Raw genomic sequence first — 12281 nt, 5'->3', positions numbered from 1 at the left:
CAGGCACCGTGTACCAGCACACCCAAGATCCCTACCAAGTGACACATGTATCGGGACTTCATCACTGACAGATGTCATGGGACTGAATAGTTACGCGCTAACGGAAACTGTCCAAGATTGCCAGCTGCGGCGGTTGTCGGTGGCTGTCGACACAATGTCGACCATGCTCACCGTGAAGGATCCTCACGAGACGTGGCGAACGGAACTGCTCACACCGGTCGCGCTGCGGTGCGGAAGCCCCGGACTGAGCACCACCTTCGAGGACGTCCCCTCGGGATGGCGCAGTGCTCCGGTCCGGGCTCTGCGGTGCACGGACGTGGACGGTTCCTGGGCGGTCCTGGTCACGGTGGTCCGTGGCCATCGCCGACAGCCGGGCGACTCGCTCGTTGGCAACGAGTTCGGCCGTGACCCGCACACCGCCTACGACCTGGACTCGCCCGGCGACCTGGTGTACGAGCTGCAGGTGACCGAGGACGACGGGTCCGACGAGCCCGAGCTGCTGGCGTTCCGGCTCTTCGGTGACCCGCAGGAGGCCGGGGCGGAGGTGCTGCGGTGGGCCGGGAAGAAGGCGGCGTACTCGGTCAGCCCGTCGGTCGAGCGGGCCGAGATGCGTCAGCGCCGGGACCGTCGACAGTTCGACCATCGCCAGGCCGGTGCGGCATCGCCACCGGTCCGGGTCGGCGTGGTGTCGGACGAGGCCGCCGCCGACCTCGACGCCCTCGACCTGCCCTCGTTGTGCTGGCACTTCCCGCGCGGGAACACCGGCGCCTACCTGCGGTCCGCAGTGGTCGCACTGGCCGGCTACGGCGAGCAGCGGCCGCACCTGCGGGGCCGGTGGCTCACCGCACGGGTCGAGGGCGAGGGGTTGGTCATCGGCATCGACGACCTGATCCCTGCCAACCAGCGGCACCGCTGGGACAACGCCCGTTGGCTGTGGGACCGCCGACAGGCGAACACCCCGGCAGGGCTTCGCTGGCAGGTCGATCGGGTCGAGCTGGCCGCCCCTGCGGTCGCGGCCGTCCGCCGTGGCGCGTTGCCCGAGGCGCTGACCAACGCCGGGGTGGAGACGGATCCGGAGCTCGACGCGTTGCTGACCGGGGTGCCGTACCGGCTCTCCGACGCCGAACTCACCCCGACCTGGGTGGCGAACCTGTACCGCGGTCTCGCCGACCTCGCGCCCTGGCGGCTGGACGCGGCGTACCGAGGTTGGCGTGACGCCCGACAGGCACAACGGCTTCCGGTCCAGGACCCGGTTGTCCTGTTCGGCCTCGGCGGCGTCGGCGCGGCCCGTAAACCGAAGCTGGCGCTCGACCACACCGGCGACGCCCCACTACTGCGCCTGATCCACACCGGCAGCAGCGCGGTGCTGCCGTACGTGCACTGGACGGTGCCCACCGACCTTGGCGCCCACCTGTACGGGTGGCAACCGAGCCTGCCGTACCCGCACTGACTGACGTCTGCGGGCGTGGCAGCGACTGACGGGGCCAGAGCATGCGCTCCGGCCCCGTCAGTACGAGCGGTCGACTACTGCTTGAGCATGTTGTCCAGCAGCAGGGCGCAGCGGATCAGTCCGAGGTGGCTGTACGCCTGCGGGTGGTTGCCCAGGCCCCGCTCGGCGAGCGGGTCGTACTGCTCGGGGAGCAGCCCGGTCGGGCCGGCGGTCAGCACCATCTGCGCGAACAGTTCCTCGGCGTCGGTGCGGCGGCCGGTGCGTAGGTACGCCTCGATCAGCCACGCCGTGCAGATGTGGAACCCGCCCTCACGGCCGGGCAGGCCGTCGTCCCAGTGGTAGCGGTAGACGACCGGGCCGCTGCGCAGGTCCGCCTCGATCCGCAGGACGGTGGACAGGAAGCGCGGGTCGTCACCCGGGAGCAGGCCGGAGAGGCCGATCCAGAGCGACGAGGCGTCCATGTCCTCGTCCCCGTACGCGACGCTGTACGCCTCGACGTCGGAGTGCCAGCCGTGCTCCAGCACGTTGGCGCCGATCCGGTCGCGCAGGTCCTTCCACTCGGGCCGGTCCTCGCCGCCGTGCTCGCGCATCACGTGCAGCGCGCGGTCGACGGTCATCCAGCACATCACCTTGGAGAAGACGTGGTGCCGGGGCGGCAGCCGGGCCTCCCAGATGCCGTGGTCGGGCTCGTGCCAGCGGCGGCGGACCGCCTCGACCATGTTCTCCAGGACCCGCCACTCGTCGTCACGGACCGAACCGCGAGCGTCGGCAACGGCCGCGATCAGGTCGGCGATCGGGCCGAAGACGTCCAGCTGCAACTGGTGGTTGGCGAGGTTGCCGACCCGGACCGGCCGGGAGCCGGCGTACCCGGGCAGCGTGTCGATGACCGCCTCGGCGCCCAGCTCGTAGCCGTCGATGGTGTAGAGCGGGTGCAGTCGCTCCGGGTGCCCGCCGGTGCGCTCGATGCAGCCGTCCACCCAGCGCAGCAGCGCCTCGGCCTCCTCGACGGAGCCCAGGTCGACAAGTGCGCGGGCGGTCAGCGCGGCGTCGCGCAACCAGCAGTAGCGGTAGTCCCAGTTACGGACGCCGCCCAGCTCCTCGGGGAGTGAGGTGGTCGCCGCGGCCAGGATCGAGCCGGTGGCCTCGTGGCAGAGCCCGCGCAGGGTGAGGGCGCTGCGCGCGACCAGGTCCCGGGCGGTGGACGGCAGCCGCAGCGAGGCCACCCAGTCCTTCCACGGCTGCTCGGCGGCGGCCTGCCGCTCGTGGATCGGCACCCGGTGGTGCTCCAGGCTGTGCGTGCCGAAGCGCAGCTCCAGCACGACCTGGCCACCGGCGGCGGAGAGGTCGACTATCGCCTTGGCGGTCTCGTAACCGCCGTCGTTGCCGACCTCCCACTCCAGGCCAGGTGCGTAGAGCGCGACCGGTTCGTTGGAGCCGAGCACCAGCAGGCCGTCGCCGAGCGGCTGCAACTGCACGGCCACCTGGCCGAACTCGGGCCTCGGCGCGAACTCCACCTTGGCCTTGCCACTGCCGGTCAGCACCCGGACCAGGGTCGAGTCGCCGGTGATGACCGCCGGGCTGTCGTCCGGGGTGGTCTCCCGGGCCGGCTTGTCCAGCCAGTCGGTGACGGTGAGCCCGGACCAGCGGGTCTCCACGGTCATCGTGCCGGAGCGGTAACGCTGGCCCAGCGGGATGCCGCCACGTTCCGGGGTGATGCTGAAGTGGCCGGCCGGGCTGCCACCGACCAGGTCGGCGAAGATCGCCGCCGAATCCGGCTTGGGGTGGCAGAGCCAGCTCACCTTGGCCTCGGGGGTGAGCAGAGCGACGGTACGACCGTTGGCCAGCATGGAGTGCCGTTCGATCGGCACCGCCCGCTCACCGAACAGCCAGTGCCGCCGGGTCTCCAGCAGCAGCGCCAGCGCCCGGGCGGCCTCCAGCGGGTCAGCCACCCGGTAGCTGGCCTGGGTGTCGCCAGGGCCGATCTTGATGCCGAGGTCGGGACCGTGCAGGTGAGCGAACCCGTTCTCGTCGGTGACGTCGTCACCGATGAACAGCACCGCGCTGGAGGCGAGCTGGGTCCGCAACTGGTCGAGTGCGGTGCCCTTGTGGGTGGCCACCACGGAGAGTTCGATGACCTCCTTGCCCTGGGTCACAGTGACGCCGTCGAAGGTGGCCGGACCGTTGCGGACCGCCTCGATGGCGGCGGCGGCGATCTGCGGGTCGACCCCACGGGTGTGCATCGCGACGCTTGCCGGTTTGCGTTCCAGCCGGATGCCCGGGTGCTGGGCGGCGATCTCACGCAGCGCGTTGCGGACCTGGGTCCGCACGGCGACCAGCTCGGGGGAGAGCCGCTCGACGAAGCCGATGTCGAACTCGGAGCCGTGGCTGCCGACGAGGTGCACCTCGCTGGGCAGCCGCGAGAGCGCGGCCAGGTCGCGCAGCGCCCGACCGGAAACCACCGCCACGGTGGTCTGCGGCAGCGCGGCGAGCGCGCGGACCGCGGCCACCGACTCGGGCAGCGGCACGGCGGTGCTCGGGTCCTCCACGATCGGCGCCAGCGTGCCGTCGTAGTCGCAGGCGACCAGGAGCTGGGGGACCCGGGCGATCCGGCCGATGGCGGAACGCAACTCAGGGTCCATGACCCCGGTGGCGATTGCCGCCCCATCATTGACAAACGTGTTCACTCGGCCTCCGCCTCGGGAACTCCGAGCTCCGAGAGGAAAGACTTGGCCCAGTGGCCCACGTCGTGGGTACGCAGGTGACGTTGCATTGTCCGCATCCGGCGGCGTGCCTCGGTTTTCTCCACGTGCACTGCCCGGAGGAGGGCGTCCTTGACCGCGTCCGGGTCGTGCGGGTTACACAAAAATGCCTGGCGAAGCTCGGTGGCGGCGCCGGCGAACTCACTGAGTACGAGCGCACCACCCTGGTCGGCACGTGATGCTACGTATTCCTTCGCCACGAGGTTCATTCCGTCTCGCAGCGGGGTCACCATCATCACGTCGGCAGCAACGTACATCGCCGCCAGCTCACTGCGACTGTACGACTGATGGAGGTAATGGACCGCCGGCACGCCGACCCTGCCGAACTCGCCGTTGATCCGACCGACCTCGCGCTCCACCTTCACCCGTAGTGCCTGGTAGTGCTCCACGCGCTCGCGGCTGGGTGTGGCGACCTGAACCATGACCGCGTCGGGAACTGTCAACTTTCCGTCAGCCAGCAGCTCCCGGAAGGCCTTGAGTCGCAACTCGATGCCCTTTGTGTAATCCAGCCGGTCCACGCCCAGGATTATCGTCTTCGGGTCGCCCAACTCGGCGCGAATCTGCTTGGCCCGGGCCTGGATCGCCGGATCGGCGGCCATCCGCTCCATCTCCTGGGTGTCGATCGAGATGGGGAAGGCGCCCGCCTTCACCTGCCGACCGTCGACCTGGATCATCTGCCCCTCGTAGCGCAGCCCGAGCAGGTGCCGGGCCAGCCGGACGAAGTTCTGCGCGGCCAGCCGCTGCTGGAAACCGACCAGGTCGGCGCCGAGCAGACCGCGCAGGATCTCGGTACGGAACGGCATCTGCATGAACAGCTCGATCGGCGGGAACGGGATGTGCAGGAAGAACCCGATCCGCAGGTCCGGGCGGAGCTCACGGAGCATCGCCGGCACCAACTGGAGCTGGTAGTCCTGCACCCAGACCGTCGCGCCCTCGGCCGCCACGTCGGCTGCGGCCTCCGCGAACCGGGCGTTGACCAGGCGGTACGCCTCCCGCCACCGGCGCTTGTAGGCCGGCGTCTCCACCGCGTCGTGGTAGAGCGGCCAGATCGTCGCGTTGGACTGGCCCTCGTAGTAGCGTTCCAACTCCTCGGCGCTGAGCGGGACCGGATGCAGCCGGATCCCCTCCAGGTCGAACGGCTCGGGGGCGGCGCCGGTGCCACCGGCCCAGCCGACCCAGGTGCCCTTGTGTTCGGCGAGTACGGGATGCAGCGCGGTGACCAGCCCGCCAGGGCTGCGTCGCCACTGCCGGCCCTCGGGTGTGCTCACCTCGTCGACCGGCAGACGGTTCGCCACTACGACAAAGGAGCTACGGACGGTCACGATCGGCCACCTCCGGGTACGTACTGACGGGTCCACCGCGATGAGCGTACTGAGCGTAGCTGCGGCGTCTTGTGCCCCGTGCCGGAGTCTCCTACCCGCCTCGGTGCGACCGAATCCTAAAGGTGATCTTGTCGACAGCCTGCGGGTCAGAGGTCGATGATCGGCCATTCCTTGGGCAGCACCTCGCCGAGCAGCTCCCGCCGATCAGTCATGATCGGTACGAGGGGGCGCGACGCAGCCTCCATGGCGAGCTGGGCGAGATCCATGCGCCCGTCCATTCGGCGAGACCAGCCACCGAGGATGGCGCACATGTCGGCTTCGACTGGTGTGACCCGGATGTTCGGCAGCGCCGAGAGCAGTTCCAGTAGTTCCCATTGCTCGGGAGTCGCCTGCTGGTGTGCCCGCGCGAGGCAGAGCGCCGGCACGAGTACATCGAGAGCGTGGTCGGCGACTTCGGCGATCCGGTGCCCCACCTCCTGGGTTGTCGCGGAATAGGCGAGTAGTGCAGTTGTGTCGAGCGCGAGGCCGAAGGTCGTCACCGGCGGACCCTTGCACGGGCCGCTTCGATCTCTGCCTGCAATTGAGCGGCCTGGGCGCGCAGTTCGGGGGTGATGCTGGCCTTGGCCTGCTCCATCTCCGCATGTGCACGCGCCAAGCCTTCATCGGTCAGCTTGAAGCCAACGCTTCGGAGGATCTCCCGGGTCTTTTCCCCGGCTACCCGACTCCGCAAGGAGTCCGCCACGAAGGCGGACACGTTAGGTTCCAGTGCGAGTCTCTCCGCAAGATCGTCGGGCAAACTGATGGTGATCTTCTTGGTCATACCGAAACCGTAATTTGCCTTACCGGCTCTGGCAAGGAGGCTCGCCCGCGTACCCCTGGGGCGGGGTGATGTGGGCGAAGCGCGCCGTACCTGTCAGGATTGACGATGGCGTGCGCGCGGCCGGCTCCCGGCCGGCGGCGGCGGGCGGTCCTCGCAGCCCGCGCCGCGCCGCCGATCAGCGACAGCAACCGACGGAGGTAGCCCGCACCGTGGCCCAGTACATCTACGTCCTGGAAAAGGCGCGCAAGGCGCACGGCGACAAGGTCGTGCTCGACAACGTCACGTTGAGCTTCCTGCCGGGAGCCAAGATCGGTGTGCTCGGTCCGAACGGCGCCGGTAAGTCCAGCCTCCTCAAGATCATGGCAGGGCTGGACAAGCCGAGCAACGGCGAGGCCCGACTCATGCCCGGCTACACCGTCGGCATGCTCGCCCAGGAGCCCCCGCTCAACGAGGCCAAGACCGTGCTCGGCAACGTCGAGGAGGCGGTCGCCGAGACCAAGGCCAAGCTGGAGCGGTTCAACAAGATCGCCGAGCAGATGGCCACCGACTACTCCGACGAGCTGATGGAGGAGATGGGCAAGCTCCAGGAGGAGCTTGATCACCTCGACGCCTGGGACGTCGACTCCAAGCTCGAACTGGCCATGGACGCGCTGCGCTGCCCGCCGCCGGACGCCGACGTGACCCAGCTCTCCGGTGGTGAGCGTCGCCGGGTCGCGCTCTGCAAGCTGCTGCTGGAGGCGCCCGACCTGCTGCTGCTCGACGAGCCCACCAACCACCTGGACGCGGAGAGCGTCTCCTGGCTGGAGCAGCACCTGGCGAAGTACGCCGGCACCGTCATGGCGATCACCCACGACCGGTACTTCCTCGACAACGTGGCCGGCTGGATCCTGGAGCTGGACCGCGGCCGGGCGATCGGGTACGAGGGCAACTACTCCACCTACCTGGAGAAGAAGGCCGCCCGGCTGGCCGTCGAGGGCCGCCGCGACGCCAAGATGAAGAAGCGCCTCACCGAGGAGCTGGACTGGGTCCGCTCCAACGCCAAGGCCCGGCAAACCAAGTCCAAGGCCCGCCTCGACCGGTACGACGAGATGGCCAGCGAGGCGGAGAAGACCCGCAAGCTGGACTTCGAGGAGATCCAGATCCCGCCGGGCCCGCGCCTGGGCAGCACGGTGATCGAGGCGCAGAACCTCAGCAAGGGCTTCGGCGACCGGCTGCTGATCGACAACCTGTCGTTCTCGCTGCCGCGCAACGGCATCGTCGGCATCATCGGTCCCAACGGCGTCGGCAAGACCACGCTGTTCAAGACCATCGTCGGGCTGGAGGAGCCGACCAGCGGGTCGGTCCGGGTCGGCGAGACGGTCTCGCTGTCGTACGTCGACCAGAACCGTGAGGGCCTCAACGGCGACAAGACCGTCTGGGAGGTCGTCTCCGACGGACTGGACTACCTGATGGTGGGCAAGGTCGAGATGCCGTCGCGGGCGTACATCGCCGCGTTCGGCTTCAAGGGCCCGGACCAGCAGAAGCCGACGAAGGTGCTCTCCGGCGGTGAGCGCAACAGGCTCAACCTGGCGCTGACCCTGAAGATCGGCGGCAACGTCATCCTGCTCGACGAGCCGACGAACGACCTGGACGTGGAGACGCTGTCCAGCCTGGAGAACGCGCTGCTGGAGTTCCCCGGCTGCGCCGTGGTCATCTCGCACGACCGGATGTTCCTGGACCGCGTCGCCACGCACATCCTGGCCTGGGAGGGCGACGACCAGGACCCGTCCAGGTGGTTCTGGTTCGAGGGCAACTTCGAGGCGTACGAGAAGAACAAGATCGACCGCCTCGGCGCGGAGGCCGCCCGGCCGCACCGGGTGACCTACCGCAAGCTGACCCGCGACTGACCGGCCGAGAAGGTGTCTGACCGCTTCGTCTACCACTGCACCCTGCGCTGGTCCGACCTGGACGCGTACGGCCATGTCAACAACTCGCGCTTCCTCACCCTGTACGAGGAGGCGCGGGTGGCGTTGATGTTCGCCGGGGGTCGGGCCTGGGGCGTCGGCTCGTTCGCCGACGGGGTGGTGATCCGCCGGCACGAGGTCGACTACCTGCGCCCGGTCGACTACGCGCTCGGCCGGGCCACCGCGGAGGCGGCACCCACAGTGCGGATCGAGCTGTGGGTGGAGGAGATTCGGGCCTCCCGGTTCACCGTCGCCTACGAGTTGTACGACGGCGAGGTGCTGGCCAGCCGGGCCCGCTCGGTGCTGGTGCCGTTCGACCTGACCCGCCAGGTGCCCCGGCGGATCACCACCGAGGAACGGGACTTCCTGCTCACGTACGCGCCGCAGGGCGGTGTGGCGTGACCCGGCCGGGCACCGCCGAGCCGGGCCGGACGGCGGCGCACACCCACGGTGTCACCGGAGTGGCGGACGCGGGCGCCTTCCTGGCCCGGCTGGTCCGGTTGGATCCGGTCGCGCCGGTCCGGCTGCGGCCGGCCGGCGCACCGGGCCGGGTCGCCCTGTGGGCCCGGCTGCCCTGGCAGGTCCTGGTGGTCCGCACGGTTGCCGGTGGGCCGGCCGACGGCGTCGCGGAGGACGTCACGGTGGCAGCCGCGGACCTGCTCGCCGAGCTGGAGCGGGGCGGCACGACCCTGCCGACCCGCCGGGACGCCCAGTGGCGGTGGCCGCTGCCGCCGACGCGGAGCCGCCAGGTGGAGACGCTGCCCGTTGCCGAGTTGCGACGGATCGCCGACGCGGCGGCGGGCACCCTGCGGACGGCGAGTGCGCAGGGTGTGGCCGGCCGTGCCGTGGGCCAGCGGGCCCTGCGTGACGCGCTGCTCGACCACGTGGCGGTGCTGATCACCCCGGACGGCACGCCCGCCGCGCCGGTCGAGGTGCCGCAGCGGTTGGTGCAGGGGGTGGTCCGGATGGGCTTCCTCGGCGCCGCCGACGGCTCGGCGGCTGGCGAGGGCGGGAGCGCCGTTCAGGTGCGGGTGGCCGGTCGTTGGGTCGGCCTGGTGGGACCGCACGGAGCGGCTTGGTTGCAGAAGGCCACGGATCTTGCCGTGACACCCCTGATCGCTCGTCCGAACGGATGACCCCAGATCATTCTTCTGGTCAGGGGCGGTCGTTGGGGGGGTGCTTCAACCCGGCTGTCCGGGTACCGTCCATCCTCGGATCCAACGCACCGTAGGCGACTGGATCCGCTGGGGAGTGAGGTGCGCGAGCGATGCCGTGGTGGTCATGGCGCCCCGGTCCCGCCGAAGGCGGCGATCCGGAAACCCGAAGCGGGATCACAGTCGATAGCGCGGTCCGGATCGGGCCGCCCAGCCCTCGCCAACCGGGGGACGACTGCCCGTCCAACGAGCGGCCCGTGCTGACCGAGATGCCCGCCACCGTCGAGCCGGTGAGTCTGCGCCGGGTCTGTGACGCGCTCGATCTGCTCGACGTGCGTTACCTGGCCGACGGCGACGGCAACCTGCTGGCGATGTGGGAGCGGCACGCGGTGCTGGTCACCCTCGAAGGGCCGGAGGACGAGATCCTGGTCATGCGGGCACGTCCGCACGCCACGGTCCCGCCGGACTGGGCCGACCGGGCGTACCGGGTGGTCAACGAGTGGAACCACACCCGCCGGTTCTGCAAGGCGTACATCGGTGACCCGACCGAGCGCGGTCAGCTACCGATCTACGCCGAGCTTCAGGTGCCCCTGGGTGCCGGCACCCACGACGCGCTCCTGGTCGAGATGCTCGACTGCGGCGCGGCGGTCGCCACCAGCTTCGTGGACTGGCTGCACGACGAGGGCGCGCTGCTCTGACGCCGCTCCGTGGGGCGGATCAGCGGCCGTTGGCCGGGTCGTCCTCGACGTTGACCATGAAGTACGCGGCCCGCTCCAGGTAGTCCCAGAGGGTGCTGGCGATCTCCGGCTCAAGGTCGAGCCGGTCCACGGCGCGGCGCATGTTCCGCAGCCAGGCGTCCCGCTCGGCCGCGCCGATCCGGAACGGCGCGTGGCGCATCCGCAGCCGCGGGTGCCCGCGCTGAGCGGAGTACGTGTTCGGCCCGCCCCAGTACTGCATCAGGAACAAGGTCATCCGGTCCGCGGCCGGGCCCAGGTCCTCCTCCGGGTACATGGGTCGCAGCAGGGGGTCGGTGGCGACGCCGGTGTAGAACTCGTCGACCAGCTTGCGGAAGGTGGGTTCGCCGCCGACCGCTTCGAAGAGGGTCATCGACGCACCGGGACGGTCGGATTCACCTGCGGAAGTCACCGTTCCATCCTGCCAGGTGCGTCCGGTGCCGACCCGACCCGCACGGCGTGCGTCGGATCACGCCGGGTCGACAACCCCGAATATGGGGCACCCGGCCTGCGCGGGTGGGGGTCGGTCCGACGGTCAGGTGACCGCGTGCCGGCGGTGGCCGTCACCGGCATGCGGGTCGGACGTGCCTTCCACCGGGCGGTCGCTGGCCGGATCGCCGAGCCCGGATGGCGGCGGATCTGCGTTGGCCAACGAGGCGGCGGTGATCGCGTCGTCCACCGTCTGCCGGTCCGGCCAACGCAGCGTGGCCACCGCCATCAGCACCACCCCGGCTGCGCTCCAGACCCCCACCACGATCGGAATGGGGAACCGTTCGGCGAGCATGCCGGTGACCAGCACCGCGAGGCCCTGGATGACCTGTATGCCGGTGGCCATCACCCCGAAGGCGCGGGCTCGGAAGCCGTTGGGCAGCGCCTGGACGAACAACCCGTTGGCCATCGGCATCATGCCGGCGACTGCGAACCCGCAGAGCGCGGCGAGCAGCGCGACCACCAGCGGCGGGGGGTCGAGTAGCACCGGTACGAGCATCAACGGGGCGATCACCGCGAGCGGCCGCATCAGCTTCAGGCGGCGAGCCGGCCCGAACAGGCGACTCACCAGCAAGCCACCGAGGATGAAGCCGATCGGGTTGGCCACCATGATCGCTGCTTGTGCGGTGCCCGCGCTCACCGCGCCACGGCTCTCATCGTTGGCCCAGGCTGCGGCCAGGCCCTCGGGAACGATCGAGAAGAGCATCGAACTGAACACCAGCACCGCGATGGCCCGCAGCACCGGTGTGCGGAACACGATGCCGAACCCCTGCCGGGTCTCCTGCAGCAGGTGGCTGCGGTGCTCCGGGTTCATCACCGCCGGGCGGTGACGCACACCGAGGCGAACCAGCAGCGCCGAGAAACCGAACGTGACAGCGTTGAACAGCAGCGCCGCCTCCGGGTCGACAGCGGCGACAGCGGCGCCGAAGACGTACCCCACGACCTGGGCGGCCTGCCCGACGCTGCTGTTCAGCGACAGCCCCAGCACCAGTCGGTCCCCGGTGAGCAACTGTGGGATCAGCGCGGACTTCGCCGCCTGGCTCGGCGGGTTGGCCAGCGTGGCGGCGAAAATGAGCACCAGCACCGCCTGGTAGGGCAGGCCCGGAATGGCGATGAGCAGCATCAGCGCCATTCGGATGATGTCGCATGCCACCATCACCCGTCGGAACGGGTATCGCTCCGCGAGTGCGGCGAGCACGGGGCCGCCGAGCAGCCAGGGCAGGAAGCTGACCGCGAAGGCAGCCGCGGAGAGCGCGACGGACCGGGTCTGCTGATAGACGAGCAGGGTTACGGCGGCCTTCGCGACATAGTCGCCGACCCAGGAGAGAGCGCCAGCCACGAACACAGCCCGGAACTCGTGCTGGGCGAAGACTTCGCGAAATGTGGCGGGGCCTTCCGCGGAAGGTCGCTCGTCAGGCACCGTCGCCTCCATCGGCCCCGGCTCGGCCGCTCGTGGCAGCCCGGCCGGAAGCGCTCGTCAGATCTACGGATCAGCGAGGATGTGATCACGCTTTGGTGGGAACGCGTGCTCCGGATTCTGCCCGATTGTCTGACAACTAGCTAGGTCGAACGGGCCGTTCGTCGCCTCCCCGACTGAACGAACGGACGAT

The 12281-nt window shown here is 69.9% G+C and carries 11 protein-coding genes; 5 read left to right on the top strand and 6 right to left on the bottom strand.

Features of this window, described 5'->3' with window-relative positions; all coding sequences use genetic code 11:
- Nucleotides 1-163: 163 nt before the first annotated feature.
- A complete protein-coding gene (locus ACIA47_RS32170; RefSeq protein WP_396712167.1) occupies nt 164-1450 on the top strand; it encodes a hypothetical protein in 1287 nt (428 codons plus the stop codon).
- A gap of 74 nt (nt 1451-1524) precedes the next feature.
- Here ACIA47_RS32170 and otsB read toward each other — a convergent pair whose 3' ends face one another.
- The 4 genes from otsB to ACIA47_RS32150 form a co-directional block, all read right to left on the bottom strand.
- Nucleotides 1525-4089 carry a trehalose-phosphatase gene (gene otsB, locus ACIA47_RS32165; protein ID WP_396712174.1) on the bottom strand — a complete coding sequence of 855 codons (2565 nt, stop codon included), beginning with the start codon at nt 4087-4089 and terminating at the stop codon, nt 1525-1527.
- A 41-nt stretch (nt 4090-4130) separates the two neighbouring features.
- Nucleotides 4131-5531: a trehalose-6-phosphate synthase gene (locus ACIA47_RS32160; RefSeq protein ID WP_030333449.1), complete on the bottom strand. Its 1401-nt coding sequence runs from the start codon at nt 5529-5531 to the stop codon at nt 4131-4133.
- A 146-nt stretch (nt 5532-5677) separates the two neighbouring features.
- Nucleotides 5678-6070, bottom strand: a complete 393-nt coding sequence (locus tag ACIA47_RS32155) for a hypothetical protein (protein WP_203123454.1) — start codon at nt 6068-6070, stop codon at nt 5678-5680.
- Nucleotides 6067-6351, bottom strand: coding sequence for a hypothetical protein (locus tag ACIA47_RS32150; RefSeq protein WP_203123456.1), 285 nt, complete (start codon nt 6349-6351; stop codon nt 6067-6069). Before ACIA47_RS32150 ends, ACIA47_RS32155 begins: the two co-directional genes overlap by 4 nt.
- Nucleotides 6352-6560: 209 nt before the next feature.
- Here ACIA47_RS32150 and ettA point away from each other — a divergent pair, with 209 nt between their 5' ends.
- The 4 genes from ettA (at nt 6561) to ACIA47_RS32130 (ending at nt 10146) form a co-directional block, all read left to right on the top strand.
- On the top strand, nt 6561-8237 hold the full coding sequence (gene ettA, locus ACIA47_RS32145) for an energy-dependent translational throttle protein EttA (RefSeq protein WP_366332946.1): 1677 nt from the start codon (nt 6561-6563) through the stop codon (nt 8235-8237).
- Between the two features lie 12 nt (nt 8238-8249).
- Complete coding sequence (locus ACIA47_RS32140; protein WP_112584127.1) at nt 8250-8696, top strand: thioesterase family protein; 447 nt, start codon at nt 8250-8252, stop codon at nt 8694-8696.
- Nucleotides 8693-9430: a hypothetical protein gene (locus ACIA47_RS32135; protein WP_396712164.1), complete on the top strand. Its 738-nt coding sequence runs from the start codon at nt 8693-8695 to the stop codon at nt 9428-9430. The genes ACIA47_RS32140 and ACIA47_RS32135 overlap by 4 nt, the downstream gene beginning before the upstream one ends.
- Before the next feature lie 131 nt (nt 9431-9561).
- Nucleotides 9562-10146, top strand: coding sequence for a YbjN domain-containing protein (locus tag ACIA47_RS32130; protein WP_396712162.1), 585 nt, complete (start codon nt 9562-9564; stop codon nt 10144-10146).
- A 19-nt stretch (nt 10147-10165) separates the two neighbouring features.
- Here the strand turns inward: ACIA47_RS32130 and ACIA47_RS32125 are convergent, their stop codons facing one another.
- Together ACIA47_RS32125 and ACIA47_RS32120 are read right to left on the bottom strand one after the other, a co-directional pair.
- Nucleotides 10166-10555 carry a globin gene (locus ACIA47_RS32125; RefSeq protein ID WP_396712160.1) on the bottom strand — a complete coding sequence of 130 codons (390 nt, stop codon included), beginning with the start codon at nt 10553-10555 and terminating at the stop codon, nt 10166-10168.
- Between the two features lie 162 nt (nt 10556-10717).
- Nucleotides 10718-12103, bottom strand: coding sequence for an MFS transporter (locus ACIA47_RS32120; RefSeq protein ID WP_203123473.1), 1386 nt, complete (start codon nt 12101-12103; stop codon nt 10718-10720).
- Nucleotides 12104-12281: the final 178 nt, after the last annotated feature.

Origin of the sequence: Micromonospora sp. NPDC051227 (assembly GCF_044455385.1) — a bacterium.
Lineage (GTDB): Bacteria > Actinomycetota > Actinomycetes > Mycobacteriales > Micromonosporaceae > Micromonospora.
The sequence above is the reverse complement of the archived record's forward strand: the minus strand, read 5'-3'. Positions and strand labels throughout refer to the sequence as shown.